Source organism: Streptomyces virginiae (genome assembly GCF_041432505.1).
In the GTDB taxonomy this organism is placed as follows: Bacteria; Actinomycetota; Actinomycetes; order Streptomycetales; family Streptomycetaceae; genus Streptomyces; species Streptomyces virginiae_A.
Map to the genome: position 1 here is coordinate 593138 of NZ_CP107871.1, position 25940 is coordinate 619077.

The 25940-nt window shown below is 70.5% G+C and carries 23 protein-coding genes and 2 pseudogenes; 10 read left to right on the forward strand and 15 right to left on the reverse strand.

From position 1 onward, the window contains the following. The first annotated feature begins 81 nt into the window (after window positions 1–81). Window positions 82–711 (forward strand): hypothetical protein, encoded by a 630-nt coding sequence (locus OG624_RS02740; RefSeq protein ID WP_033225191.1) that lies wholly within the window; start codon window positions 82–84, stop codon window positions 709–711. Here the strand turns inward: OG624_RS02740 and OG624_RS02745 are convergent. Further along, window positions 708–1637, reverse strand: coding sequence for an ATP-grasp domain-containing protein (locus OG624_RS02745; protein WP_051763777.1), 930 nt, complete (start codon window positions 1635–1637; stop codon window positions 708–710). The two genes, OG624_RS02740 and OG624_RS02745, sit on opposite strands and share 4 nt — an antisense overlap. Window positions 1638–1886: 249 nt before the next feature. Between OG624_RS02745 and OG624_RS02750 the strand changes: the two genes are divergently transcribed. Then, window positions 1887–2795: an endonuclease/exonuclease/phosphatase family protein gene (locus OG624_RS02750; protein ID WP_106971522.1), complete on the forward strand. Its 909-nt coding sequence runs from the start codon at window positions 1887–1889 to the stop codon at window positions 2793–2795. On the opposite strand, the gene OG624_RS02755 is transcribed toward OG624_RS02750, so the two are convergent. Genes OG624_RS02755 through OG624_RS02765 form a run of 3 tightly spaced genes read right to left on the reverse strand, consistent with a single transcriptional unit; the run spans window position 2790 to window position 4410 of the window. Continuing rightward, a complete protein-coding gene (locus OG624_RS02755; RefSeq protein ID WP_033225189.1) occupies window positions 2790–3758 on the reverse strand; it encodes an NAD(P)-dependent alcohol dehydrogenase in 969 nt (322 codons plus the stop codon). The genes OG624_RS02750 and OG624_RS02755 overlap by 6 nt on opposite strands. Beyond that, a complete protein-coding gene (locus OG624_RS02760) occupies window positions 3755–3988 on the reverse strand; it encodes a helix-turn-helix transcriptional regulator (RefSeq protein WP_442759679.1) in 234 nt (77 codons plus the stop codon). Before OG624_RS02760 ends, OG624_RS02755 begins: the two co-directional genes overlap by 4 nt. Beyond that, window positions 3982–4410: a hypothetical protein gene (locus OG624_RS02765; RefSeq protein WP_208869423.1), complete on the reverse strand. Its 429-nt coding sequence runs from the start codon at window positions 4408–4410 to the stop codon at window positions 3982–3984. The genes OG624_RS02760 and OG624_RS02765 overlap by 7 nt, the downstream gene beginning before the upstream one ends. A 245-nt stretch (window positions 4411–4655) precedes the next feature. On the opposite strand from OG624_RS02765, the gene OG624_RS02770 reads away from it, so the two are divergent. Next, a complete protein-coding gene (locus OG624_RS02770; protein ID WP_244290982.1) occupies window positions 4656–5174 on the forward strand; it encodes an NUDIX domain-containing protein in 519 nt (172 codons plus the stop codon). A gap of 30 nt (window positions 5175–5204) precedes the next feature. Here OG624_RS02770 and OG624_RS02775 read toward each other — a convergent pair whose 3' ends face one another. The 4 genes from OG624_RS02775 to OG624_RS02790 form a co-directional block, all read right to left on the reverse strand. Beyond that, window positions 5205–5948, reverse strand: a complete 744-nt coding sequence (locus tag OG624_RS02775; protein WP_033225184.1) for an SOS response-associated peptidase — start codon at window positions 5946–5948, stop codon at window positions 5205–5207. A 37-nt stretch (window positions 5949–5985) separates the two neighbouring features. Beyond that, the gene (locus OG624_RS02780) at window positions 5986–7977 is read right to left on the reverse strand and encodes a helix-turn-helix domain-containing protein (RefSeq protein ID WP_371638999.1); all 1992 of its coding nucleotides are present in this window, start codon (window positions 7975–7977) and stop codon (window positions 5986–5988) included. 73 nt (window positions 7978–8050) lie between these two features. Continuing rightward, window positions 8051–9442, reverse strand: coding sequence for an MFS transporter (locus OG624_RS02785; protein WP_161296199.1), 1392 nt, complete (start codon window positions 9440–9442; stop codon window positions 8051–8053). A 574-nt stretch (window positions 9443–10016) separates the two neighbouring features. Continuing rightward, window positions 10017–11696, reverse strand: coding sequence for a HEAT repeat domain-containing protein (locus tag OG624_RS02790; protein WP_371639000.1), 1680 nt, complete (start codon window positions 11694–11696; stop codon window positions 10017–10019). Window positions 11697–12287: 591 nt separating this feature from the next. Between OG624_RS02790 and OG624_RS02795 the strand changes: the two genes are divergently transcribed. Both OG624_RS02795 and OG624_RS02800 read left to right on the forward strand, forming a co-directional pair. Continuing rightward, window positions 12288–14972: an AAA family ATPase gene (locus tag OG624_RS02795; protein WP_371639001.1), complete on the forward strand. Its 2685-nt coding sequence runs from the start codon at window positions 12288–12290 to the stop codon at window positions 14970–14972. Between the two features lie 411 nt (window positions 14973–15383). Next, entirely contained in the window at window positions 15384–15863 is a 480-nt protein-coding gene (locus tag OG624_RS02800) for a hypothetical protein (RefSeq protein ID WP_244290973.1), read from the forward strand. Between the two features lie 8 nt (window positions 15864–15871). Here OG624_RS02800 and OG624_RS02805 read toward each other — a convergent pair. Together OG624_RS02805 and OG624_RS02810 are read right to left on the reverse strand one after the other, a co-directional pair. Then, window positions 15872–16102 (reverse strand): annotated as a pseudogene (locus OG624_RS02805) (hypothetical protein); the annotation flags it as partial. A gap of 962 nt (window positions 16103–17064) precedes the next feature. Continuing rightward, window positions 17065–17952 carry a hypothetical protein gene (locus OG624_RS02810; RefSeq protein WP_371639002.1) on the reverse strand — a complete coding sequence of 296 codons (888 nt, stop codon included), beginning with the start codon at window positions 17950–17952 and terminating at the stop codon, window positions 17065–17067. Between the two features lie 236 nt (window positions 17953–18188). Here OG624_RS02810 and OG624_RS02815 point away from each other — a divergent pair, with 236 nt between their 5' ends. Further along, window positions 18189–18692, forward strand: a complete 504-nt coding sequence (locus OG624_RS02815; protein WP_371639003.1) for a hypothetical protein — start codon at window positions 18189–18191, stop codon at window positions 18690–18692. Here the strand turns inward: OG624_RS02815 and OG624_RS02820 are convergent. Beyond that, window positions 18647–18838 (reverse strand): hypothetical protein, encoded by a 192-nt coding sequence (locus OG624_RS02820; RefSeq protein WP_244290812.1) that lies wholly within the window; start codon window positions 18836–18838, stop codon window positions 18647–18649. The genes OG624_RS02815 and OG624_RS02820 overlap by 46 nt on opposite strands. Further along, window positions 18835–19743, reverse strand: a complete 909-nt coding sequence (locus tag OG624_RS02825; protein ID WP_432758367.1) for an ISAs1 family transposase — start codon at window positions 19741–19743, stop codon at window positions 18835–18837. Before OG624_RS02825 ends, OG624_RS02820 begins: the two co-directional genes overlap by 4 nt. A 165-nt stretch (window positions 19744–19908) precedes the next feature. On the opposite strand from OG624_RS02825, the gene OG624_RS02830 reads away from it, so the two are divergent. Beyond that, window positions 19909–20589: a hypothetical protein gene (locus tag OG624_RS02830; RefSeq protein WP_371639004.1), complete on the forward strand. Its 681-nt coding sequence runs from the start codon at window positions 19909–19911 to the stop codon at window positions 20587–20589. Between the two features lie 537 nt (window positions 20590–21126). Here the strand turns inward: OG624_RS02830 and OG624_RS02835 are convergent. Further along, complete coding sequence (locus tag OG624_RS02835) at window positions 21127–21579, reverse strand: hypothetical protein (RefSeq protein ID WP_371639005.1); 453 nt, start codon at window positions 21577–21579, stop codon at window positions 21127–21129. 617 nt (window positions 21580–22196) lie between these two features. On the opposite strand from OG624_RS02835, the pseudogene OG624_RS02840 reads away from it, so the two are divergent. Beyond that, window positions 22197–22304 (forward strand): annotated as a pseudogene (locus tag OG624_RS02840) (IS110 family transposase); the annotation flags it as partial. Between the two features lie 211 nt (window positions 22305–22515). Next, window positions 22516–23025: an allene oxide cyclase barrel-like domain-containing protein gene (locus OG624_RS02845; RefSeq protein WP_106971410.1), complete on the forward strand. Its 510-nt coding sequence runs from the start codon at window positions 22516–22518 to the stop codon at window positions 23023–23025. A gap of 323 nt (window positions 23026–23348) precedes the next feature. Here OG624_RS02845 and OG624_RS02850 read toward each other — a convergent pair whose 3' ends face one another. Both OG624_RS02850 and OG624_RS02855 read right to left on the reverse strand, forming a co-directional pair. Continuing rightward, window positions 23349–23582, reverse strand: a complete 234-nt coding sequence (locus OG624_RS02850) for a hypothetical protein (protein WP_158711843.1) — start codon at window positions 23580–23582, stop codon at window positions 23349–23351. A gap of 1328 nt (window positions 23583–24910) precedes the next feature. After that, a complete protein-coding gene (locus tag OG624_RS02855) occupies window positions 24911–25033 on the reverse strand; it encodes a hypothetical protein (protein WP_371639006.1) in 123 nt (40 codons plus the stop codon). Between the two features lie 48 nt (window positions 25034–25081). On the opposite strand from OG624_RS02855, the gene OG624_RS02860 reads away from it, so the two are divergent. Beyond that, window positions 25082–25939, forward strand: coding sequence for a class II aldolase/adducin family protein (locus OG624_RS02860; RefSeq protein ID WP_371639007.1), 858 nt, complete (start codon window positions 25082–25084; stop codon window positions 25937–25939). Window position 25940: the final 1 nt, after the last annotated feature.

The window sequence follows — 25940 nt, forward strand, 5'->3', positions numbered from 1 at the left end:
CGGCGTGAATCCACCCCGGCGGACGGCCGCACCGAGCGGCCGTCCGCCGGCACCCCTCATCTTGACCGGAGCACCCCGACGATGCGCATACGAATCGTTTTCTCGGCCGCCCTGGCCGCACTCGGCCTCATGTTCCTGCTCCCCGTCGCGGCCCACGCCCACGGTGACACCGTGAAGGTGGTGGTGACCGGGCAACGGGAGGGTCATGTCACCGCCGACGTCACCTGGGAGAACGACGGGGACGCCGTCGAAGAGGCCGTCGCCGCGACCGTGAACGCGGTCAGCGTCGACGGCTCGCGCACCATGGGGCCCTGGCGCCTGGTCCGCGACACCGCCGCGGCGCCCGCGGGCTGGACCACGGCCGAAGCGTTGCCGCCGGGTTCGTGGAAGGTCAGCGTCGACGTGGGCTTCCCGTCCCTGGGGCACGGCGATCTCGAGGTGGCCGTACCCGTGGTGGACCCGGCTCCGGTCACCCCCACCCCGGTCGCCTCCGCGCCCGCTCCCGTCCCGTCGGCCGCCGCGCCGGTGTCGTCGTCCGCCTCGGCCCCGGCCGCCTCGTCGGCGCAGGGCACCACCGAACCGGCCGCCGACACCGACGGGTACGCCCTCTGGTGGACGACGGCGGGCGTGGCGGTGACCGCCGTGGCCGGCGCGGCCGTGGGTCTCCTGCTCCGCCGCCGCCGGCGCGTGCGGCTCGACCGTCTCAACTAGGCCGACTCTTTCGGATCTTGTCGTGGCTGGAGCGCCATGCCTTGGCGGCCCGCGGCCACCGCGGCCGTGACGGCCTCGGCGAAGCGCTCCAGCCCGTGCGGGTTGATGCTCAGGAACAGATTCGGCTCGATGAGTTCCAGCTCCATGACCACGGGTTCCCTGGCCCCGTTCAACGTCAGGTCCACCCGGGCGAACAGCAGCTCGCCGGGGGCCGGAACGGCGGCCAGCGCCGCCCGTGCCGTACGCAGCTCCGCCTCCGACGGCTCGTAGGGGGCCGCGCCGGGGTGCGGCACCCGGAAGTTGTCGATCAGCCCGGCCTCCGTCAGCAGGGCCTGCTTGCGGATCGCGTGGCTGAAGGTGCCACCGAAGAAGATCAGCGCCCGCTCCCCCTCCTCCACCAGCGGCAGGTACGGCTGGACGATCGCCGTACGGCCCTGGTCGAGCAGCATCCGGGCGTGCCGCTCGGCGTCCGCCCGGCGGCCGGACTCGTAACGCGCGGTGTCACGTGCGCCCGAGGAGACGGCCGGCTTGACCACCACCCCGTGCGGCCCGTCGAAGTCCGCGGCATCGAAGGAATCGCCCGGGTCGACGACCCTGGTCGGTACGACGGGGACCCCGCGCGCGGCAAGTTCCGGCAGATACCGCTTGTCGCTGTTCCAGCGCACCAGCGGCGCCGGATTCCACAGCCGGGTGACCTCGGCCGTCGCGTCCGCCCAGGCCAGGAACTCCGCCAGGCGGTTCGCGTAGTCCCAGGTCGACCGGATGACCGCGAGGTCGTAGCCGTCCCAGTGCGCGTCTTTCGCGTCCCAGGCCACCGCCTGCGCGGAAAGGCCCGCCGCGCGCAACGTCGCCAGGATCAGCGGGAGATCCGCGTCCTGATCGGCGCCGCCCTCGCTCGTCACGACCGCGATCCTCGCCGTACCCATACGGGTCTCCCGTCCTCGCTCCGCGGACCGCCCGGTGCGGCCGCCCCCGGACGATCACTCTTCCACACGCGCCGCCGCGGGAACCCGGCCGCCCGATCATGCGTCGTACCCGAGGTGGAGGACGGTCCGAGGCAGACAGGTGGGGCTCCGGTGGTGGTGCCGGCCGTGGTGGGGAGCCGCGCTCGACGCACCGTCCGGTGGCGCCCGGGCGTCGACGCCCGGTGCCGTACGCCCTGGACGCGCGGGCGGGTGCTCGCGGCGCTCGCCGTACTGAGCGCCGCGCTGCTGGCGTTCCACTCCGCGGTCCCGAACGCGGTGGGCCGACCGGGCAGTGCGCTGGAGGCGTTCCTGCCCTGGCTCGGCCTCGCGGTTCCGGTCCTGCTCGTCTCGGCGCTGGTGCGCCGCTCGGCCACGGCCCTGGTGGCCGTCGTACTGCCCGCCGCCGCGTGGGCGGGCCTCTTCGGCGGGCTGTTCCTGCCGGCGGACCGCGGCGGGCACGACATCACGGTCCTCCAACACAATGTGAGCGACGAGAACCCCGACCCCACGGGCACGGTGCGTGCCCTGATCGGGTCCGCGCCGGATCTCATCGCCCTGGAGGAGCTGACCCCCTCGGCCCTGCCTGCCTACGAGGGGGCGCTGGCGGCCGCGTACCCGTACCACGCGGTCCAGGGCACGGTCGGACTCTGGTCGCGGCATCCGCTCACCGACGTCCGTCGGGTGGACATCAGGCCCGCGGGCATCGGGGAGGGCTGGGACCGCGGCCTGCGCTGCGGTGTCCGTACGCCGCAGGGTGACATCGCGGTGTACGTGGCGCACCTGCCCTCGGTGCGTGTGCGGGCGAGCGGTTTCGGCTCGGGCCCGCGGGACGAGAGCGCGCGGCTGCTGGGCGCGGCCGTCGCCGCCGAGGAACTGGAGCGGGTGATCCTGCTGGGTGACCTCAACGGCACCGTGGACGACCGGGGTCTCGCCCCGTTGACCTCCCGGTTGGGTGCGCCGCGGCGGGGGTCGGCCTTCAGCTGGCCGGCGGCCTTCCCCGTCGCCCGGATCGACCAGATCCTGACCCGTTCGGCGACCGCCTTGGAGGTCCGGACGTTGCCCGCGACCGGCAGCGACCACCTGCCGGTCGCCGCCCGCATCAGGCTGGACGCGTCATAGCCGGATGGCGACCTTGCCGCGCACCTGGCCGTCCCGGAGGTAGCGGATGGCCTCGGGCACCTCGGCGAGCGGGTAGATCCGGTCGACGGCGGGGGTCACCGAACCGGCCTCGATGAGTTCGGTGAGGGCTTCGAGGTCGCGGCTGCGCACCAGGGTGCCGTGGGCGCGTAGCCGGTGGCCGACGAAGGGCGTCAGCAGCATCGCGCCCAGCTGGCGCTGGTTGCCGCCGATCCAGTTGCCGCCGCCCTCGCCGCCGACGATGGCGAGGGTTCCGCGCGGGGTGAGGGCGCGGCGCAGCCGGGATATGGGCCGGTTGCCGGCGATGTCGAGGATGACGTCGTAGCGGTGGGTGCCGTCGACGGGGTCCTGCCGCGTGTAGTCGAGGACCTCGTCGGCGCCGAGGGAGCGGACCAGGTCGGTCTTGGTGGTGCTGCACACTCCGGTGACGTGGGCGCCGTAGGCCTTGGCCACCTGTACGGCGAAGCTGCCGACCCCGCCCGAGGCTCCGAGCACGAGGACGCGTTGACCGGCCTTGACCTGTCCGCTGTCGCGTACGGCGCCCAGCGCGGTGCAGGCAGAGACGGGGACCGCCGCGGCCTGTTCGAAACTGAGGCCGGCCGGCTTGGGCGCGAGGGAGCCCTCCTTGGCGCAGGCGTATTCGGCGAACGACCCCGAGCAGTTGCCGTACACCTCGTCGCCCGGCCGGAAGCGGGTGACGTCCGGGCCGACCGCTTCGACCACCCCCGCGACGTCCATGCCGCGGACGCGGGACCGGGGGGTCCGCAGGCCGGACACGGCGCGGACCGCGTAGGGCAGGCCCGCCATGAGGTGCCAGACGCCTTGGTCGACGCCGGCGGCACGTACGCGTACGAGGACCTCGCGCCGGCCCGGGACCGGGCGCTCCATCTCCTCCATGCGCAGGACCTCGGGCGGTCCGTAGACGTCCTGGACGATGGCCTTCATGAGTCGTCTCCTTCGGTGGAGGTGTACTGGAACACGGTGTCGAGCGGTACCGCGAACACGCGGGCGATCTCGAAGGCCTTCTCCAGGGAAGGCGAGTAGCGGCCCTGCTCGATGGCGATGACGGTCTGACGGGTCACGCCGATCCGGCGGGCCAGCTCGGCCTGGGTCATCTCGCCGTTGGCGAAGCGCAGGGCCCGGATGCTGTTGGTGACCCGGGTGGACCTCACCACGGGTGGAAGCCCATCCGGTAGGAGGAGATCTTCGCCATGGAGCCGAGGAGCGCCGACAGGACGAACGCCAGGTAGATCGCGTTGGCGATCCAGAACTGGTCCGCCTCGGCCATCGCCAGCAGCATCCCGGTCACGGCGCCGATCGCGACGAACGACTGGCCGATGTGGTCACCGAACCGGTGGATCTCCCGGTCACGCTGGTCCTTGACCTTGTCCTCCTCGGACGAGAACAGGGACACGGTGATGTGGAGCACGATCGAGGCGACGATCGCCGCGCCGACGGTCCACAACAGGGCGGCCGCGTAAGGCTGCTGGGCCAGCGGCTCGCTCCCGGACCGCCCGAGAACCACGGCCAGGTACGCCCCGTACGACGCGACGGTGACCACGATCATGATCCACGCGCGTTTCTCCTCGACTGCCACGGCCACTCCCATGTAAAGAAAACCAGACATCGACAGTGTCAAGGAATCAGGACACGGTGTCAATCTTTCTTTACCTCTCCGGGCGGCGGACCACGCGCCTCCGCAGCAACGGCGGCGGCCCGGGGCCGTGGAAGCCGGTGCGGGCGTTGTGACCGCGTACGTTCGCCGGCTTGGATGTCGGTGGCTCGGTCGGGCCCGAGTACCCTCGGCGCCGGGAAGCGGCGTTGTCAGTGGGCTCTGCCAAGGTGTGCGGCGTGGATGAATGGGTGGAGCGTGTCGACGAACAGGATCGGGTGCTGGGGGTGGTGGTCGGTCGCCGGCAGGCCGTCCGGGAGGGCCGGCTGCACCGGGTCGCCGTGACGGTGTGCCGTGACGAGCGTGGGCGGTTCCTCGTCCACCGCCGGGCGGAGCGGTTGTGGCGCTTCCCCGGGCTCCACGAGGTCGTGGTCGGCGGTGCCGTGGCTGTGGGTGAGTCCTACGAGCAGGCCGCTTCGCGGGAGCTGGCCGAAGAGCTGGGGATGCGTGTGCTGCCGCGCCTGCTGTTCACGTTCCTCAACCGCAGCGGTATGAGCCCTCACTGGCTCGGCGTCCACGAAGTCGTGATGCCGGATGCGGATGCCGTGGTCCCCGATCCCGATGAGGTCGCCTGGCACGGCTGGCTGACCGAGCCGGACCTGCGGTCGGCCCTGCTGGAGTGGGGCTTCACCCCGGACAGTCACGAAGCCATCAGCCGGTATCTCACGTTCCGGACCGCGCGAACCTGATCGCCCGGTCACCGCACCGGGAGATGCTCCTCAGCGCCCCGGAGCGGGGGGCGCTTCGAGGAGTTCGGGGCCGTTGTTGCGCACGTTGTTGACCGCGGTCGACACGGCGCGGACGTCGAGCCTGCCGCCCGCGGGAGCGGCCAGCAGGGCGCGCAGCGCGTCCGGGTCTTGGTGGGACGGGTCGAGCCAGGCCTCGTAGTCCGCCGGGGCGAGGGCCAGCGGCATCCGGGGGTGGACCCGGCCGGCCGCGTCGGTGGCCTCGGTGGTGATGATCGTGCAGGTCGCCCACCAGGCCGCCGGATCGTCGTCGTCGGTGACGGCGGGGTCGCGCCAGAACTCGTACAGCCCGGCCATCGCCATCACCTCGCCGTCCTCGGGGCGGATGAAGTACGGCTGCTTGTAGGCCTTCACGGAACCGGCGGCGGGGACCGGCTCCCACTCGTAGAACCCGTCGGCGGGCAACAGGCACCGGCGCTTGGCGAAGGCACGCCGGTAGGCGGGCTTCTCGTGCACCGTCTCCACCCGCGCATTGATCATCTTCGCGCCGCCGGACAGGCTCTTGGACCACGAGGGCACCAGCCCCCAGCGCAAGGGGCGCAGCTGCCGCTCCAGTACCCCGCTCTCCCGGTCCGCGCGCTCCAGCACCGCCCACACGGCGTCCGTGGGGGCGACGTTCCAGCTCGGCTCCAGCACGTGCACCGGATCCGGGGGCATGGCCTGGAACAGGCCGGACAGGTCCTCGGGACTGCGGGTGGAAGCGTAACGGCCGCACATGGTGTCCACCCTGCCGGCTGGACCGGGCCGGCGCAGGCTACGCCGCGAAGTCTCCCGGGTCCGGCCCGTCGTGGCGGTTCACCTGATGGATCCGCAGCGCGAGTTGGAGCTCCAGTGCCCGCTCCGGGCACTGCCAGTCCCGGCCGAGCAGGCTGCCGATGCGCTCCAGGCGCTGTACGACGGTGTTGACGTGCACGTGGAGGGCCTCGGCGGCTCGGGACCGGCTGGCGCCCGCGTCGAAGTAGGCCCGCAGGGTGTGGGTGAGGTCGGTGCCGCGCTTCGTGTCGTACGCGAGCACGGGGCCGAGCGTCTGCCGTACGTAGCCGCCCAGATCCGTCTGGTCGCCGAGCAGCACGCCGAGGAAGCCCAGGTCGTGGAGGGCGGCGCCGGTGCCTTCGCGGCCCAGGGCGCGCAGTGCGGTCCGGCAGCGGCGGGCCTCGGCGTAGGCGTCGGCGAACTGCGCGGGACCGGTGACCGGACCGGCGGCTCCGACGGTGACGGGAGCGGCGAGGGCCTGGCGCAGCTCGCCCGCGAGGCCGGCGGCGGCGGGTCCGGGGCCGGGTCCGGGGCCGCCGCCGGCGCCGGGGGCCTCGGCGGCGCAGACGAGGACGACGTCCTCGTGGTGCGGCCCGGCGAGTCCCTTCCGGGCCTGGGCGATACGGGCGGCGGCGGCCAGGAGGCGGGCCCGGGGCACGGCCGTGCTGTGCAGGACGAACACCGCGTGCGGCCGGCCCAGGTCGACGCCGAGCCGGCGGGCGCGCGCCGACAGGCCGGCCGGGTCGGCGGCCCGGGTGAGGAGGTCGCCCAGGAGTTCGCCCCGGATCCGGTCCTCGGTCTCGGCGACCGAGCGGCGCAGGAGCAGCAGCAGGGCGGTGACCAGGCTGGCGCGTTCGAACAGCCGACGGTCGGCGTCGTCGAGGTCGGCGCGGCCGGTCAGGGCGATGCTGCCGAGCAGTTCCTGACCTGCTAGGACCGCGCACACCCACGTTCCGTGGACGAAGACGGCGCGTCCGCCGGTCCGCGACGCGGTGACGGCCTCGACGGACGGGGGCCGCGGGTCGGTACCCGCCCGGGCGAGTTCGGCCCCTTCGGCGTCGTGGACGAGGGTGCCGCCCTGAAGGACGGTGCCGATGGCGGTGGCCACGTCGGTGACGTCGCCGCCGCGCAGCACCAGGTCGGTGAGTCGGTCGTGGGCGTCCTCGGCGCGGCGCATGGCCTCGTTGTGCGCCTCGATGGTGCGCGAGGCCGCGTTGAGTTCGACGAGTGCGGTGCGCGTCTCGTCCAGCAGGCGGGCGCCGTCGATCGCGATGGCGGCGTGGTCGGCGAGCGAGGACAGCAGGGCGACCTCGTCGGGTGTGAAGGTACGGGCGGTGCGGTCGGCCGCGTAGAGGACGCCGATCACCCGGGTGCCCAGCCGTAGCGGTACGCCGAGGATGGCGCGCAGGCCCTCCTCGGTGACGGCGGTGTCGATGGTCGTGGTGTGCCGGAAACGCCGGTCGTCGCGGTAGTCGCCGGTGGAGTACGGGCGGGCGGTCTCGGCCACCAGTCCGCCCAGCCCCTCCCCCATCCCCAGACGCACCCGCTGGAACGCGGCGGAGACCGAGCCGTCCGTCACCCGCATGTACGTGTCACCCGCCTCCTCGTCGTTGAGGGACAGGTACGTCACGTCCGTGCCGAGGAGCAGCTTGGCCCGGTGGACGATGGCCTTCAGCACGGCGTCCGGCTCGCGCAGCCGGGCGAGGTCGCCGGCGGTGTCGAAGAGGGCGGCGAGCTCGGCTTCGCGGCGGCGGTGCTGGCCGAGGGTGCGCCGGATGCGGAGCGCGACGCGGGTCGCGTCCGCGACCACCGCCGCGTCCACGTCCGAGTCCGTGTCGGAGAGTTCGGGGTCCTGGAAGGCCTCGACGGGCGCGCCCTGGTCCAGCAGCTCCAGGAGGGTGCGCAGCCGCGACAGCGCGCCGGTGCCGGTACGGGCGCCCGTGCCGGTGAGCTCGCCGGTCCCGCGGGTCCCGCTGTCTTCGGTGGTGGGCATCGGGTGCTCTCCGTGCTGCTCGACGCCGGTGTGGGCGGCGCCGTTCGAGCCGGCGCCGCCCACGTCCGGAAGGTCAGTTGTCGGCCGGCACCGCATCGTGCCCGGCCCGACGGGTGGCCGGGACCGGGGCCCGTACCGGCCTGTGTTCCCGGGTCAGGCTACGCCCGCGGGTCTCCTTGGCCACCAGGACCGTCAGCGTGGTGACCGCGACCGCCGCGGCGAGGTAGATCGAGACGGGCAGGGACGAGTCGTAGTCGCGCAGCAGGGCCACGGCGATGATCGGGGCGAGCGCGCCACCGATGATGGAGGCCAGCTGGGAACCCATCGAGGCGCCGGAGTAACGGACTTCGGTGGCGAACATCTCGGAGATGAAGGCCGCCTGCGGTCCGTACATCGCGCCGTGCAGGAGCAGCCCGACGGTCACGGCCGTGGCGATCACCGGGAAGGACTTGGAGTCGAGCAGCGCGAAGAACGCGAAGGCCCAGCCGATCATGCCCACCGAGCCGATGAGGGTGACGACGCGGCGCCCGATCCGGTCGGACAGCGCGCCCCAGGCCGGGATGGCCACGAAGTGGACGGCGGAGCCGATGAGTACGGCGTTCAGGCCGTCGCTCTTGGGCAGCCCGAGGTGGCTGGTGACGTAGACGAGGAGGAAGGCGGTGATGACGTAGTACGAGATGTTCTCGCCGAGGCGGGTGCCGATCGCGGTCAGGACCCCGCGCCAGTTCGTCCGGAACACCTCGGCGACGGGCGGCTTGGCCTTGGCCCCGGCGGCGGCCTGCTCCGCGGCTCTGGCCTGCGCCTCCAGGAAGACCGGGGACTCCGAGACCGACACCCGGATCCACAGGCCGATCATCACCAGCACCCCGGAGAGCAGGAAGGGGATCCGCCAGCCCCAGGCGAGGAAGGCCGCGTCGGACTGTACGGCGGCCAGGACGGCCAGCACCCCGGTGGCCAGCAGATTGCCTCCGGGCGCGCCGGCCTGCGGCCAGGAGGCCCAGAAGCCGCGCCTCGCGTCGTCCCCGTGCTCGGAGACCAGCAGTACCGCCCCGCCCCACTCGCCGCCGAGCGCGAACCCTTGGACCAGGCGCAGGAGGGTGAGGAGGATCGGGGCACCGACGCCGATGCTCGCGTGGGTGGGGAGCAGGCCCATGGCGAAGGTGGCGCCGCCCATGAGGAGCAGGCTGAGGACGAGCAGCCGCTTCCGCCCGATCCTGTCCCCGTAGTGGCCGAAGACCAGCCCACCGAGCGGGCGGGCCGCGAAGCCGATCGCATAGGTCAGGAACGCGAGGAGGGTGCCGACGAGGGGCTCGCTGCCGGGGAAGAACAGCTCGTTGAAGACGAGTGCGGCGGCCGACCCGTAGAGGAAGAAGTCGTACCACTCGATGGTGGTCCCGATGAGGCTCGCGGCAACGATCCTGCGGATTCCGGTTGCTGATGGTGCGGCTGTTGCGGGGGAGGTCATGTGCACCACTTCCGGGGTCTGCGGCGACGTTTGGTGTGGCCACACCGTAGAAGCCCGCAGGTCGGCAGCGTATGTGGCGGGACATCACATTCAGGCACCACCTTGTGTACCCAACCACCACATCGCCGCCTTGGACACCCTGCCCGGTGCGGTCTTCATGCGGTCCAAGAGGTGAAGGCCGCGCCCACGAAACCGCGCGCGTCATGGGGTGGACCGGAAGTGGCCTTACCGGTGACGCGGCCCGGCCGCGCTCCCCCGCCCGTTCCCCGCCTGCTGATCCGGCGTCATCCGAGCCACGCGGTCAACGCTGCTCCGTCAGTGCCCGGGTGACGGCTCTGCGGATGCCGTCCCCAGACCGAACAAGAAGGCCAGGATCAGCAATGTGGCCGCGCCGGCCGTCAGGGCGGCCACCATGTCTCCGCGACCGGGCCGGCCCGTCAAGGAGGTGTGCTGATGGCTTTGCGTGCGGCGGTAGACCACGTACCCGACGACACACGAGAGCGCCACCGGTGTAGATGTCCTTCAACGCCGACCGGCGGGTGAGGCAGCCAACGGCTGGTCGGCGGCCGGATGGCTACGGGACCTCACCCGCTTCCGGCCCGCCTGCTGCGCAGCCGTACACCGCGGCCACCTCCGCCAGCCCCTCCAGGCCGCCGTCCGCGCCACTTCCCTCGCCCACGCGGGCGAGCAGGAGCACCCGGGCCGGCACGCCTGCGGCCGCGTACGCGGCGAGCCGGTGATGACCGTCCAGGATCGTGCCGACCAGCCACCGCTCCTCGTGCTGGGCCTCCACATACCGGTCGTCGATCCAGCCGAGGACCACCGCGGCGGGCCGCTCCCCCGCCGCTACGGCGGCCGCGTGCCGGGCGACGGCCGCCGGGTCGAGCGCTTCCGGCGGCTGCGAGGGCAGGAGGGCCCCGTACGTGAACGGCACCCGGCCTCCCGGAACGGGCGCGGTGAGCTGGAAGTGCGCGACGCCGGGCCAGTAGTCCTCGGGACGGTCGTACTCGGGGCGGTCGCCGTCCTCGCCGTCCGCCTCCGCCCTGGCGGCCGCACGGCGGTACCACCACGACCGGGCCGGCTCGGCCACCCGCTCCAGGGGGAGATCGAGGAGGAGGGCTCGGTAGTGACCGGTCTCCAACTCGCCGAGTACGGGGCTCCATTCGGCGAGCAGCGCGGTGTCGAGCCGATCCAGGTCAGCCAGCCGCCCGCGCATGCGGGCCGCGATCCGGGCCGGCTCGCCGTCCGGCCAGCCCAGCAGGGTCAGGCCCAGCTCGCAGGTGTCGCACAACGAGCCGACCCCGTACAGCGGTTTCCGGTCGAACGTCAGGGACCGGTCCCAGCGCGGCCAGGAGGAGCCGGGCGACGGCGGGTCGAAGGCGATCCGGATCCGGCCCGCGCCCTCGTCGATGGAGAACCGGGCCCGCGCGCCGGACTCGACGACGAGGTCCCGCACCACTGCGGGTGCGCGCTCGGTGCGGCCGTCGGCCCAGGCGGCGCGCACGGCCGCCGCGTACGCCGTGCCGCCTGCCCGCTCCGGCAAGAGCGGGTCGCGGCCGGTGAGCCGTACGAGTGCGTGGTGGACGTCGTACACGCGTTCCTCGCCGCTCTCGGCCAGCCATCGAAGCAGGTGCGGTACTGCGGCGGGATCGCCCATCAGCTCCAGGGCGACGGTGAACGCGGTGTGGTCGAGTCCGGTCACCTCGGACAGCCGCCCGGCGATCGGCGCCGTCCACGCGCGGGCACCGAGGCGGCCCAGCGCGAGCGCGGCACGGCCGCGCGGGGCCGCGGGGTCCTCCAGGAGGGCGCCGAGGAGCGGCGCGAAGGACGGGTCGCCGGAGAGCCCCATGGCGTCGACGAGCTCGGGGGCGGGCGAGCCGCCGGTGCCGGCATTGCCCCCACCGGATGCAGGGGCGTCCTGCGCGTAGGTACGCAGGAGCTCGGCGGGCAGTCGCAGCCCGTGCACCACAGCGGTCCTCAGGAGGCCCTGGCGGTCGTCGGCAGCGAGCCCGGGCGCGGCCAGCAGCCGCAGCAGCACCGCTTCGCCCGGCTCGCCGAGACTCCGCAGGAGCCAGCTGAGGTAGGGGCGGAAGGCCCTCTGGTCCGCATCCGACCGGTACAGTTCCTCGACTGCCCCGGCGAGAGGGCCGGGCCGGTCGGTGTTCAGCAAGTGCAGCGCGTACAGCGCGGTCCACGGGTCGTCGGCGCGCAGAGCGGCGCGGAGTCGTACCAGGACGGTGTCGTGATCCCCCATGCGAGAAGTATCGGCCACGAACGGGGGCAGCGGTCGAGGCAGACGAAGCGGCGTCTTGGGGGCGGGCTCGATACACATGCCGCGGTTTTCCGAGACGTCTGTCTGCGCCGGATTCGACGACGGGGCTCCGGTGTGGAACGGCGCGACACGGCCAGGGGCCGGACGCCCTGTCAGCGCCCCTGCCCCGCTCCCTGCCGGGCGCGGGCCCTCCTTCCAGGAGGCGTCTTGGCCAGGCGGGCCAGATCGACGGCGAGAACATCGAGACCTCCGGCTCCTCGGAGCTGCCGCATGCGGGCTGCTCGCCCTTTCAGGCCTCGACGGCTGGTCCTACCCCCTGCCCTACCCTGCCCCCACCTCATCGACTGTGTGTCGGGCTGACCTCGGAGGGTCGGCGTGGCCAGGCTCGCCCTCCGGTGGCTCACTATTCGGTCGGGCAGGGGCCCTGGATGCGTCGCTGGTATTACGCCCTGAGCTATGCCCCGCGCACCGTTTGCCAGGACGCCCGTGCCCTGTCTGATCTACGGTGGAAGGACAACTTCACAACACGGAAGGAGAGTTCCGTGACGACGTGGATGCGGGGGGGGAATCCAGGTGTCGGTCGATTTCGTCGATCGTGTCGAGGAAATGGCTGAGTTGAACTTACTCGTCACCGACCTCGTCGAGGGGCGGGGCGGGCGCACGGTCGTGCTGGACAGCGTTTCGGGTATGGGGAAGACGGCACTTCTCCAGGCCTTTACCCGGGGGTCCGTCGACGCCTCGTCTCGCTGGGAACACCGGGTGGTGACGACCCGCTGCCATCCTGGCATCGGTCCCGGGATCGCGTACGGGCCGGTCGTCGACCTCCTCCTGAAACTGGGCGAGGATGTGAAGCAGCCCGGTGTCCTGCGTCGCATGCTGAGTTTCACGGGCCAGGGCGTGGCACGCTCCGCCCCGGAGGTGCTCTCGGCGATGGTGCCAGGGCTCGGCGCGATCTTCAGCCTGGGCCGTGAGGTCACGGAGGCCTCGCTCACCTCCGGGTCCATGCCATTCGACAGTCTCCTACCGTTCCAGCAGGCTGCCGCTGCCCGGATCGTCGAGGCGCTTCTCGAGTTGGTGCGACAGGGTAGTCCCACCGTGCTGCTCATCGACGACATCCAGCACAGCGACCCCAGCACCCTGCTCGTCCTGGACCAGCTCGTGCGCAGGATCCCCGACGAGCCTCTGGCCGTCGTCCTGACCCACACCATCGACGGAGCCTACGCGGAGGGCCCGGGTGAGACAGTCGAGGAACAGCTCCACCGCTGGTCAGTGGAGGGACTTGTTCGGCGCAGGACACTGGGCGGTCTGCCCGAGCACGCTGTGGCGGAATTGGTCCGCCTGCGGTGTCCGCAGGCGCCTGCGGCCCTGAGTCAGCAGCTCAGCCAAGTCACACTCGGGCACACGATTTTCGTCTCCCTGTGCCTCGACGAGTGGACTCCCTCCCAGGGGGCGCGAATCTCCCTGCCGGCCAGCCTCTCGCGGATCGTGGAACGCCGCCTCAGAATGCTTTCGCCCCAGGACCGCGAGCTTCTCGCCGTTGGGGCGACGCAGGGATCGACGTTCCTGTCGAGCACGATCGCCTCCGTTAAGGGCTCGCCTCACGACGAAATCATGGAACGTCTGCGGCTCATCGCCCGCAACCACCGACTGATCGTTGCCGACGAGCCCCCGGCGTGGGCCCGGATGGCGTCCTCCGACTGCTATCGCTTCGAGCACCGTGCCCTTTGGGGGGTGATCCAGGCACAACAGAGTCCCGAGCAGATCCGCTCACGCCACGTCCGCATCGCCGCCGCCCTTACCACCGAGGGCACCCAGCCGATGCCTCTCGAACGCCGCCTGGAGATCGCCCATCATCTGCGCTCGGGGGGCCCCGCGTGTCTCGCGGACTCGGCTGACGCGCACTACACACTTGCACGCGACGCCGCGACGGAGGGGCTTTCCTTCGCCGAGGCGGAGCAGCACTGCAAGGTGGCCATCGCCGCCGCCCGTGAGCTGCCCCAGGGAGAGGAGACACGGGATCGCAAGCTGATCCGGGCAATTGAACTGTTGCTGGCACTGACGGAGGTGAGGTGGCGGGGACAGAACCGGGAGACTGACGGAACTGACATCGACGCACTGGCCGCCGAGGCCGAGAGCGCGGCAGCCCGCTGCCGTGCGCCCGAGCTGTTGATCCGCACCCGGCTGCTGCGCGGCAAAACGCTCATGGCTACCCGAGGACTCGTGCCGTCGCTCGACAAACTCCGTGAAGCCGTCGAACTGGCCGAAAGGCACGACGACCCGGTCGCCCTGTTCGTGGCAAGGGTCGAGTACGGGCGGCAAGTCTCGAAGCTCAACCTCGCCGAAGGCCTGGCACAACTCAGCGAAGCGGAAGCATTGAGCGCCGCCGACGCCCGACTCCCCGACACAGACCCAGTACTGCAGCACGCCCGCAATCTCGGGGAGATGCAGCTGGGCATCTCCCTCTTCGACAGCGGCCGTCTCGGTGTGGCGCTCTCCCGACTCCAGCGCTGTGTCGGCCGGCTGCGAAGCGAGCCCCTCAAGGCCGAACTCCCCATCGCCCTCAACTACCTCGCCCAGGTCCTCGCGAGCATCGGCGCCTACCAGGAGGCGGAGGATGCACTGCGCGAGGCGCTCGCCTTCGAGGAGGACCGTGGCGGCGACAGCGGGTGGCACGCCTACAACACGGCCCTCCTCTCGTACATACTCGCCCAGCAGGGTGGCGACCGCCGGAGGGAGAGTCTCGCCCTGGTCGTGTCCGCATGGGCGGAGACCGAGCGAACCTGGCTGGCCAACCTGGTCCCCATCGTCCGCAACCTCTACGCGGAGATCCTGCTGCACGGCGCTGACGAGCATCCAGACGGCCTGGGGCAGGCGTACGCCCTCGCCGGGACAACGGTGGACGAGACACGGCACAGCGGCATGGTCAGGAGCCAGATCGCCGCCCACTCCCTGCAGAGCCGCGCCCTCCTGCGGTGGGGAGACACCGCCAGAGCGGCATCCGCGGCCCGCGAGGCGCTGCGTCTCCTCGACGGTGTCGGGGACATGCCCGCTCTTCGCACCGAGGAGGTGCTCTATCACTCCGCCGTGGTGCTCGCCACGAACGGTGCCCGGCAGGAGGCCCGTGAACTGCTGGAGCGAGCGCGAGCAGTGGTCGGCGAAAAGGCGGGCCATCTCCACGATGACACTGCTCGACGGCGCTTCCTCACCAGCGTGCCCCTGAACCGCGCCATCCGCGCGGGCCACGGGATTGCCGGGTAACGACCGCCCCCGACGCCCGACAGCGACGCGGGATCTTCCGACCCACACACCCACGTCCGCAATCTGATGCACCGCCGCTCCGGGGCCCCAGGCCGGCTTCGCATCCGTACTCGCAGGCGCGGGGGCGGCCCACGGATCAGCGGCCGGTACCCGGGCGCCGGCCGCTGGTGCGGGAGCGGCGGTCGCTGCCGGAGCGGTCGCCGCCGGAGACAGGGGCGGACGCGGGGCGGTCAGTATGGTCGGGGCCCTCTCTCCCCGCAGGGAGAAGCATGCCGTAGGGGGCAGTCTTCCGAGTTCACGAAGGGGCGTCGTGGGAACTGGTTGGGCTGGACTGCTGATTGCCGTGGTCGGTGTTGCGGGCACGTTGGGGCCGCACTGCTGACGCAGAACCGTGCGGACCGAACAAAGCGGATGGAGCTGCAGGCCGTCGCTGAACAACAGCGTGAAGAGCGTGGTCATGCCGAGGAACTGCTCCGCGCAGAGCAGACCAGGCAATGGCAGAGGGAGAACCTCGAACGACGCCGCGCCTGCTACGTCGCGCTGAACACCTCTTCGCGCCAGTACCTGACTGCGATGACCCGCTATGCCCTCGCACTTCGATGCGGCGAGGACGTCGCCACGGCGCGCGAGAACTTGGAGACGGCCAGGCTGACCTACCGGGACATCTACGCGGAGTCTCAGATGATCGTTCCGGGTACGGTGCTGCGGGCATCGAGCACAGCCAAGAGCCATATGAACGCTGCGTACAGCAACCTCAAGCGGTACGGTGCGGAACCCTCCACGTACGGGGAAGAACTCGGCTCCCTGGAAGATGAACTCCACCAAGAGGTCTGGCTCCACCTCGGATCGCTGAAACTGGCGATGCGCTCTGATCCAGGAATCGACGGCTAGCGCGTGTTTTAGAACTTGCTGTCCCGCCTGGTTGGCCGTCCGGGGAAGTCGCGGGCGGCCAACCAGATGGTGAGGTCGCGGGCGATGTCGTTGATGCTGGTCGCCGTGGTGACCTCGTATTCGTTGCGGGTGGTGTCACGGCGGACGATCTCGTAGCCGTCTTTCCCCAGGGCGGTCACGGAGGTGAGCCAGACGGGGTTGTCCTCATCGGGCTGGACGACCACGAAGGTGTTGTCGGTGCCGCGGTCCACCCGTGCCCCTCAGCTCTCGGCGTTTCAACTGGGCTACCGTCGCCGGACCAAGGTGCGGCGCTCCTCCGTCAGCTCTGCCAAGTTCAGCCCGAGGATCACTCGCCCACATGTACGGCAGGGGCAAGAGCCCCCACACCCACGACCACCTGGGGGAAACAGTGTCCTTGACAGCCGCGCACACACGAGGAGACGGGCCGGCGCGAATACCGGAGGTCGACGCCCTGCGCGGTTTCGCGCTCATGGGCATCCTGCTGGTCAACGCGCTGATGATGGCCGGTCCATACGGTCTCGGAGCCATCGCCGATCCGATCCCGCAGCCAGAGCGCCCGATAGGCCCCCAGAGGGGACCGGAATGGCCAGCAGCGCCGATCGTCAACCCCTCCGGGCGCGGCTCAGGCGGTCCAGGTACTCGCGGACGGCACGACAAGCTCGGCATAAAAGTCGACGCGGTCCTGGGCCTGAAGGACCTGGACGCACACGGTCAGCAGACCGGTGCGAGGGCCTCGGGCAGATCCAGGACGGGGGCCAGCCCGGTCCGGACGTGGGCGGCCGCTTCGGGGGTTTCTCCGTCCGCTTGAAAAGATGCCTGTCACCAGCGGTTCTCTTCGAATGCATCGGCGTCACCCGACTGCGCTGAGAGCTGATTTCCGAGCAGCTCCTGCCACCTACTGCATGTTCAGCGCACACATCGCCGCTCTGATGCACGTGGAACGTACCTCCCCCACGGCATATTGCGAATTGCATTCTTTCGACCAGCATCCGACAGTCTCGCTTAGTTGACCGATTCACTAAATACTGTGGAGTGTTCGAGACATGGCTCAGACTTTTTCGGCCATAATAGAAACCGAAATGCCGCACTCCGGTCCAGCGGCCGCAATGCTTCCGCTGAGCCACACCGCATCGCGATGGGTTTGAGTGGATCCCTCACCGGCGGAACAACACCGTCGGCGTCAGTGGGAAGCCTTACGGCGCCGGAGGACGGCGTAGCCGGCGGCGCCTGCTGCGGTCAGAGCTGCGGCGCCGCCGAGCAGCCAGGGAGCCGACCGCCGGACCGCGCTCGCCTGGGGTGTGACCACCGGGTCCTGGCAGCCTGGTGCGGCCGTGTCGACCACCCTGTAGCGGGCCCAGATCTTCGCCGACTTGCCGTGCTCGTTCCAGCGCACTTCGTAGAGCCCGGGCTGTGCGTCGCAGCGGATCTGTACGACGGCCGATACCAGTTTCGCGCCGCGCATCACCACTGACCGTGTGAAGGCGGGGGATGACAAGGTGACTTCCCCGTCGCTTGCCAGCGCGAAGCCGTCCGAGGCCGTCATCCGTTCCCCGGCCCGCACGGGACGCACGTCCCAGGGTGTCGCCGGCCATCCCGAGTCCTCGGGCCAGTGCTCTTCCCGGGACACCGGCGGCAGTTGCGCCACCCGCCGTTCGCACGCCTCCCGTTCGACCGCTTCAGCCGGCGCCACCCGGACACTCCCCCACAGCCGGTCGATCTTGGATACGTTCTCGTCGCCGACGGGCGAGCCGAACCGCACCTCGTAGGAACCGGGAGCGGCCGTACAGGAGACCGTCACGACTGCCGTGAGGAGCCGGTCGTCCATGCGCAGGGTGCCGTCCGCCACGAAGGCGGGGGAGACCACCCGGACACCGTTCCTGGCGTCCCCGGAGACCCCTGCCTCGGTCGAAATGCTGATGCGCTCCCCCAGCGTCACGGGCATCTCCGCACCACTGGGCATGGGCCGGGGCGGATTCGCGGTGGGCACCGCTAAGGCGCCGCCTGACACCCCGGACAGCAGCACCGCCAGATAGGTGGCCACACCGACCCGCATCCAATTCACACTCATTTGAACCCTTTTCATCCCCGTTGACGATCTTTCAAACCGCTGCATAGCCTGCCCCCTCGTCGAACTGACGGACCCCCTCGGCCTGAGACTCGGCCGGCGCCCCCGCAGGCACTCCCACGGCGCGACACTTCGACGGTCTGCCCATGGTCGGAACGTTCTTCTTCGACGGCCAGGCCCTGAACGGCAAGAGCACGTAGTGCTCGGGCAGCGTCGTACGCAGCAAGAGCAAGAGCCTGGTGCTCACCGCGGGCCACTGCGCGAACAGCCTCAAGGACGCGACCCACCGCATCTTCGTACCTCAGTACCGCTACGGCCTGCCCGCCGGCACACAGCCGTCCGGGGTCTTCCCTATCGACGAGGTCTACAAGGACCCCCGGTATCCCGAAGAGGGAAAGGCCACCAGGGGTCCGCTGTCCGACCTGGACTTCGCCTTCGCCGTGGTCGCACCGAACGCCAGAGGCCAGATCGAGAACGTCACAGGGGCAGTGACTTTCACGCCCACCACCTCGTACGATCACAACGTGACCGTCGTGGGATGCCCCGACAGCATCGAGAACAACAACATGCACAAAGCCATCACGTGCGACGTCCCCACCAGCCGGTTCTACGGATTCCGCCAGATGAAGATGGAATGCAAGGCCTACTACGGAGAAGGGCTGATTCAAAGTCTTGATTGGGCAGGTCGCGTTGCGGGTCAGGACAGTCCCAGCAGGTCGAGCGGCCGGGTGAACGGCGTGTAGAAGACCTCCCGCAGTCCTGCGGCGATGCTGCGACAACCAGCGCCCCGAAGGGTGTTGATCGCGAGGTTCCGCAGTGTGGCCATGTTCTCCGGCCCGGGCCCGGTCCGGATCTTGGAGGCGTCCTCGGTGAACGTCGTGTCCCTCACGTGGTGCACCGCCTCGATACCCCACTGCGACCTGGCCTGATCGCGTAGACGGTCTGCCGGGTGACCTTGCCGGTCTTCAGGTCGGTGCGATGCCGAAGGATCTTCACCGCCTGGACCACGTGCGGGAAGTCCAGGCCGAGGCCGGTGACGGTGAGCGTGCGCACCGAGCGGGTCTCGCGCCGCCCGTGCCCGCGCTCGCGGTCGTAGCGGCGGGCGGTCACGTCCTTCCACGGGAGGGCCTTGATCGCCGCGTGCAGTTTCGGCTGGTTGCCCTTGACCACCAGCAGGTAGTGCGCCTTCTTCACCTCCACCAGCCACTTCGCGTGCTCGCGCTGGGTGTGTAGGGCGTCGGCGGTCACCACGGTGCCGGCCAGGTCGAACGGGGCCAGCAGGGCGGTGAACGCGGAGATCTCGTTGGTTTTGTCCGGCACCCGCAGTTGGCTGACGACACGGCTGGCGGCCGTGACAGCGGACAGCAGGTGGGTGGCGGGCGTGGCAGCGGTGCGCGAGCCGCGGGCGCTCTTGCCGTCCACCGCGATCGTCGGCGTGCTGGCCGGGTCGTGGCCGAGCAGGTCGGCGAGCCCGCCGGGGCACACCAGGACCAGCACCCGGCGCAGGGTGGAGGGCGAGGCCGGCCGGCGCACGCCGAGTGGCCCGCGCGCATGAAACCCTAGGCGGGCGAGGGTGTCTTGGGGTGCGTGGCGGGCCCACTGCCCGATGGCCAGATAGGAGCGGGCGCCGGCCAGGACCGCGCAGGCAGCGGTCAGCAGCACCGAGGCGAAAGTATGTCGCATACCGCGCCGGTGACGCGGATCGGGCAGGGCACTCAACCGAACAGCGCTGTCCGACAGTTCACGTTGCTGAAGGGCGGCTTGATGAGGCAGACGGTGGCAGACTGGCGGCACATCGAAGCTCCGGTGGTCGGGCGACTTGGTAGGTCCCCTTGATCATCGGAGCTTCGTTGCGTGCGGGGCTGCCATGGTGAAGATTCGTCACACCCCCCGTGACCTGCTGGTTCTTGGAGCCGCCAGAACTATGAATCAGCCCTGCCCCGTCTAAGGAGGTATGTCATGCACGATCCGGAGTCCCAGCACGAGTGGTTGGCGTTCGACTTTGGAGTGACCGGAATCTGTGGTTCCTATCATAACGACTGGCCGCTGGACGCTTCCGGGCCGGTCGAGCACGCCCTGAACTATCTGGGCACCCAAGCCGATCACACCAGCCTCGCCCTACTCCTGGAGGACCTGGTGAGATTGGACCGATCGGCGCTGAGCACCGCGGAACTGGATGTGCTGTGGCAGGCCCCCGGAGACCCATTGGGGGGCTCGCCGACGTTCGGCGGAGGCGAAGGAGCCTGGCTGAAGCAACTCCTGCCTGCAGTCACCCAACTGGCCCGCTCTCGGGGTGTGCACGACTCCGCGTGGGCGGAACCGTCTGCGTGCATGCCTGACGGGACCGGGTCTGCGGCAATGGCTCATCAAGCCTTGACTTCCGAGGTCCTCCAACTCGGCACGGCACTGAAGCGAACGCGCCTCGAAAGGCCTGGCGAGTCGGTCGTCATCTCACGTGAAGCCGTTGAGCACTGCCTTGCGGTCGTCTGTCCCGAGCTGGCATTCCGGTTCCTTCTGCACACCTTCGCCCGCTACGACTGCCCGCTATCTCCTGGTACCTACGCTCGCCTCGAGGAGGTGAGCAGGGCGTTCGGCCACGGCGCTTACCTTGTCAGCGCACACCGATACCTTCTGGGGTGACAGCTGGCCCCTCGGTCCCTGGACGGTCTGACGACCCGCCCAGGCATCACCCCGGCCTCCCTGCTGCCGCCGGCGAGGCGGGGGCCATCTCCGTACGGCGCGTATGCAATGGCCTGAGAGGCTGCTTCGCGGACCGCATGCGCGCCTGGGCGGGGCGGGATCACCCGCGTGGAGCGCCGGCCTGAAGGAACCCCTTCTTGATCATTCTTAGTCCGGAAAATCGCCGGCGGCCTTTCCGAACTCCTGGCCCGAGCACTCCGCGACCGCAGACGCGAGGTCCTGGTCGAGCACCTTGTACGTCCACCTGCCGCACGTCTTCAAGACGCCCGCCGGTCCCCAGCACCACCACCCCGGAGCAGGAGACCGCCCGATGATGCCGCCCCGGACCCGCTGTACTGGGATCAGGCCCAACCAGTTGACGGGCGAACATGCGAGGTCGTCGGAGCCGGTGCCGACGGAATCGGCCACGGTAGGAACACCTCGCGAGTGCGGTGCACGGCCCCCTCGCGGCCTGGGGCGTCGCCTTGTTCGCAGGGGTCAGCCGAGCAGGCCGCGGCCCGCACTCGGCCGGCTGAAGTCGGGCATGGCGTTGGAGTCGGCGAGGGTGTCCAGGACGGTCCGCTCGCCCCCGTGACCGGAGAAGCTGGTGCGCGCCCTCTCCCTCCCGTCGTCGGCGTAGCCCTTGACGCACTTCGCGCCGGCCCACTTGCCGGTGTCAACGGTGTCGGCGGTGAAGTCCTGGAAGGCGGACCCCTGGCCGGCCGCGAAGTCCTGATGCTGGGTGGGGACCTCGGAGTACAGGCGGACGACCGGCTTCGCCATGCCGCGGTCAGGCCAGTCGACCCTCACTGAGGCGATCCTTTTCAGACCGGTCGCCTTCAGGGAGTAGGTGGACCCGTCCATCGGCAGGACACAGCTGTCACCCGTGTGACCGCTACCGCTGAACAGGGTGACCTCGGGCCGCACAGGCTGCCGGGCAGAATCAGACATCGCGTTCCTCCAGGGGGTTGGGAACCTCACATCTACCCCTTCGCGAACTCTCCGTAACAGATGAACACTTTCAGTGACGGTATCGACGGTGGGGCGAGCCGCCGCCCCCGGGGTGGTGACCCCTCCCCCACACTCGGCATCCGCGCAGGGGCGGGACACCCCGCCCGGACCGAAACCGTCCGGAAAACTCCTGACCCTACTGCGGCCGCTCGGCCGTCTACGCCCCAAACGTCCGGGCGTTGTACCGCGCGACCGGCTCGGCGACGTCTGCACAGTCCACCGGCGGGAAGGCGACGTGGGGCGCCAGCCGGAGCGCCTCGGCAATATCCGCGCCGGGGTGCGTCTCACGGACGTGATCCCCGACCCCGGGCCAATGCCCGGTCCAGCCGCCCGCCATCAAGAACAAGCCACCGGGGCCCGCATCCCGAAGGGCAACCGCTCCACCATCTCCATGCCCCACCCAACGCCGCCAGGGCGCCGAACACGGGCCCAGGCCCGCACCTTCGAGCGGATCCGCGGGGGCGGCAGTCCCCGCCGCTCGACAAAGATCGCTGCGTAAGGCCATGCCGGCGAGGTCGTTTGCGGCAGGACCTGCACGCACGATCGTCTGGAGCACGATGAACCGGATCTGGGCCGGAATCGACAGCGGCAAGACCCACCACCACTGCGTCGCCATCGACCAGGACGGCACGAATCGCCTGTCCCGACGGGTGTCGAACGGAGAGAGAAGCTCATGGCCCGGCATCGCCTGGCGCTGCCGTTCGCCTTCGTGCCGAGCTCCGCCGCCTGACTTTGGTCCGACCGGCTGGATGTGCCGGTGGTTCGTGCTGGGGTGCTCCGCCGCGCTGCGGAGTCGAGGCTATGAAGGATATCGAACGGAATCGGATGGAAGTTCGCCATCCGATCATTCCCGACCATCAATCTCAGGAGTCGCAGATGCGCCCCATCGGAGCGGCCTGCCTCGGCACGGCCACGCTGGTCACCCTCCTCGCCTGCACCCCCGTCGCGGCCGCCGCGACGGACACCGGTTCCGCCCAGGCCAGGGACAAGGCCCGGATCATCACAGTCCTGGGCGAGGTGCAGCAGCTGACCCGCTTCCCCGTCACCACCGGCAGTGTCTCGCAGGGCGATCAAGTCGTCGTCCGCTCGGTCCTCACCGACGAGGCGGGCAACACGGTCGGCGAGACCCACGGCACCTGCACCACCACCCGGGGCATCATCCAACCAGGCGACGAGGAAGCGGAGCAGTGCCTCGTGACCTACACCCTCCCGGGCGGCCAGATCACCGTGCAGGGAATGTACTTCAACTACCTTGACCAGGGTCCCTTCGACAACGCGATCACCGGCGGCACCGGGGAGTACAAGAAGGCTCGCGGCTGGGTCCACTCCGACACGATTCGGACAACCCCGCCGGTCAAGAGGCGCTTCACGATCCACCTCGTCTGACGGACCCGGACGTCCACGTAACCCCGGAATCCGGCCTTCTCCCTTCGCGTCGCACCATCGGAGACGGTCGTTCGAAAGGATGTATGGGGCACGGGGACGTCCAGGGCGGCTCACCCTTCAGATCGTCAATCGCACCGACGACATGAGCGGGTTCGTGGTGCTTCCACGCAGGTGGGTGGTGGAGAGGACGCTGAGCCGGCTGATGCGCTCGCGGCGCCTTGCCCGGGACTACGAGACTCGGCCCGAAAGCGGCGAAGCCGTCGTCCTGTGGTCGATGACCATGCTCACGGGACACCGCCTCGCCCGCCACCGGAGCCGAATCGTCACCCGGCGGCCCGCCTCGGCGTGAACACGCCGGGCCGCTCATCGGCCGGCCGGCCCCGCTCCACCAGACGCTTCCCCTTCGACCGCAATCCCTCGGCCTTCGCCCGCGCCGCTTCCAGGCCCAGCTGCACGGCCAACTCCCGCGCCCGCAGACCGGACCCGCCCGCCTCCGCCTCCAGCACGCCCACCAGCCGCTGGTAGTCCGGCGCGAGCACCTCCCACGTCAGGTCCACCCGCCGGTGCGGCACCACCGACCCCGCCGCCGGGGGCCGTCGCCGACTTCGGCGGTGAGTCGGCCTCCGGCTCCAGCACCGCCTCCACCTCCGCAAGCTCGGCCGGCACCCGCCGCGCCTCCTCACGGAACTCTTCGACCCGAACTTGCGCGGCCGTCTCGCGCACTTCCCATAGGCCCATGACCGATCAAGTCCGGAACGGCAACGGCCACCAACACCTCTCACGGCGCCCCCGAGTCACCTGAAGCAGGCCCTATCCGCGGGTGCTTGAGCGAGCCCGAGGCCCGGACGAGCGGCCCAGCGGACCGTGACGGCGAATGGTGGGCGGTGTCCCGCCCCTTCATCGCAGGAGCGGGACACAACCCGGCGGACGCGGGAGCTGTCTTCTCGGGAACCGGGCGAAGGGTGATCAGGCAGGCCTCGGCGGATTCGAGGAGGGAAGCGCCCGGGGCCCGTCGGCGCCCACGGGCCTTGCCCTCCAGCTCGTACCGGCCCGGGCCGGCGGCCGCCAGGACCGGAAGTTCTGACCGTGGCCCCTCGACGACCGACTCGATACACAGGGAACGGGATCGTCTAGGTCCAGGGGGATGGTGCCGGGTTCATGGCTGATCTCCACCGGCCGCCATCCGACCATCACCCCCGGGTATGGCGGATCAGATGCACACCGTCCCCGCCGGGCCCGGAGGGCTCGAAACCGGCCCCGGCCAACGCGGCACGCACGCACAGCAGGAACTCGTCCTTGTGATCATCCATGCGACGGACTGTTGAACCGGCGGCGCCCTCGGCCGGGCCGGACACCGGCGAGCCTCCTGTGTCCTGACGGTGCAGGTAGCGTGCTGTGCAGGTGCGGTGTCCTTACGCCCCCACGTCTTACGATCACAGGGGCGGGGCGTCGCGGGCGCGGGGCCGAGGCGACCGGTTGCGGAGTCGCCGAAGGTGACCGGCGGCTCCCAGGCGGACGGCGTGCGCGTGGCCGCCTGCTCGGGCGAGTTCGACAGGGACACCGTGCCCGTACCGGCCGATGTCTGCGAACGGGAAGCGGGCGCGGCCGAGCTCCTGGTGCTCGATGTCGCCCGGGTGACGTTCGCCGGCTCCGCCTTCCTCAACCTCATGATCCGCCTGCACCGCACCCGCCCCCTCGTACTCGAGGGACCACTGCCCCACCAGCTCTTCCGTCGCCTGGAACCGAGCGGGGCCCTCGGCCTGTTCGAGGTGCGCGGCACCGAACGGGTAACCGACACAACGGCCTGCACGGACTCGTGCGCGCGGCCACGGGTCGCCGGTTCTGTGCAGCGGAACCCGCGGCCGGACTGCCGCCACGACGGGGATCACCTGCGCCTGACGGCCGCGGCTCCCGCGACTGCTGCCTTCGTGCTGCTCGAGCCCATGACGACCGAGGCTGCCTTGACCTCCTTGAACATCTCTCCCGGGTCCTTGCGTAATGCGTCCATCGGACGCATTATATGCGTCCGATGGACGCACAAAAGGAAGAGGGCGACATGGAGGAACCGACGGCCGACCGCATGACCGCGGGCGGCACGGCAACGGCCGGTGCGGCGGGCGACCTCCGCGGCAGCGCCTTCGTCCCGCGTCAGGAGGACCTGGAGCTTTCGCTGCCCCCGGTGTTCGACGCCCCGGACCAGGAGCGCGAGCACCGCAAGCAGCGGCTCGCCGGAGCCTGCCGGATCTTCGGCCGGTTCGGATTCTCCGAGGGCGTGGCGGGGCACATCACGGTGCGCGACCCCGAGTACCCGAACATGTTCTGGGTCAACCCGTTCGGGATGTCCTTCCGGCACATCCGGGTCTCCGACCTGCTCCTGGTCGACCACGAGGGCCAGGTACGCCACGGCCGGCGCCCGGTCAACCGGGCGGGGTTCGTGATCCATTCCGCCATCCACGCGGCCCGTCCCGACGTGGTCGCCGCCGCCCACGCGCACGCCGTGCACGGCAAGGCCTTCTCCAGTCTCGGCCGCCTGCTGGATCCGATCACCCAGGACGCCTGCGCCCTCTACGAGCAGCACACCGTGCACCGCGACGGCGCCGGCGCCGTGGTGGTCGACGAGGAGGCCGGCCGGCAGCTCGCCGCCGGCCTCGGCCCGCACAAGGCGGTCATCCACCAGAACCACGGCATCTTCACCGTCGGCGAGTCCGTCGAAGAGGCGGCCTGGTGGTTCATCTCCATGGAGCGCAGCGCCCAGGCACAGTTGCTGGCGCAGGCCGCCGGCACTCCGCTGCTGATCGATCCCGAGGCCGCCCGACACACCCGTGACCAGACCGGCTTCCCGCTCGCCGGCTGGTTCTCCTTCCAGCCCCTGTGGGACGAGATCGTCCGCACCGACCCCGACCTCTTCGAGTAGG

What these genes read in the sequence shown, in the direction of transcription:
- OG624_RS02775 (WP_033225184.1), bottom strand. Translation starts at nt 5,948, where the DNA reads ATGTGCGGCCGTTACGCTTCCACCCGCAGTCCCGAGGACCTGTCCGGC.
- OG624_RS02800 (WP_244290973.1), top strand. Translation starts at nt 15,384, where the DNA reads ATGGAGCTGCAGGCCGTCGCTGAACAACAGCGTGAAGAGCGTGGTCAT.
- OG624_RS02745 (WP_051763777.1), bottom strand. Translation starts at nt 1,637, where the DNA reads ATGGGTACGGCGAGGATCGCGGTCGTGACGAGCGAGGGCGGCGCCGAT.
- OG624_RS02855 (WP_371639006.1), bottom strand. Translation starts at nt 25,033, where the DNA reads ATGGACGCATTACGCAAGGACCCGGGAGAGATGTTCAAGGAGGTCAAG.
- OG624_RS02830 (WP_371639004.1), top strand. Translation starts at nt 19,909, where the DNA reads ATGCACGATCCGGAGTCCCAGCACGAGTGGTTGGCGTTCGACTTTGGA.
- OG624_RS02845 (WP_106971410.1), top strand. Translation starts at nt 22,516, where the DNA reads ATGCGCCCCATCGGAGCGGCCTGCCTCGGCACGGCCACGCTGGTCACC.
- OG624_RS02755 (WP_033225189.1), bottom strand. Translation starts at nt 3,758, where the DNA reads ATGAAGGCCATCGTCCAGGACGTCTACGGACCGCCCGAGGTCCTGCGC.
- OG624_RS02860 (WP_371639007.1), top strand. Translation starts at nt 25,082, where the DNA reads ATGGAGGAACCGACGGCCGACCGCATGACCGCGGGCGGCACGGCAACG.
- OG624_RS02780 (WP_371638999.1), bottom strand. Translation starts at nt 7,977, where the DNA reads ATGCCCACCACCGAAGACAGCGGGACCCGCGGGACCGGCGAGCTCACC.
- OG624_RS02835 (WP_371639005.1), bottom strand. Translation starts at nt 21,579, where the DNA reads ATGTCTGATTCTGCCCGGCAGCCTGTGCGGCCCGAGGTCACCCTGTTC.
- OG624_RS02785 (WP_161296199.1), bottom strand. Translation starts at nt 9,442, where the DNA reads ATGACCTCCCCCGCAACAGCCGCACCATCAGCAACCGGAATCCGCAGG.
- OG624_RS02740 (WP_033225191.1), top strand. Translation starts at nt 82, where the DNA reads ATGCGCATACGAATCGTTTTCTCGGCCGCCCTGGCCGCACTCGGCCTC.
- OG624_RS02790 (WP_371639000.1), bottom strand. Translation starts at nt 11,696, where the DNA reads ATGGGGGATCACGACACCGTCCTGGTACGACTCCGCGCCGCTCTGCGC.
- OG624_RS02810 (WP_371639002.1), bottom strand. Translation starts at nt 17,952, where the DNA reads ATGAGTGTGAATTGGATGCGGGTCGGTGTGGCCACCTATCTGGCGGTG.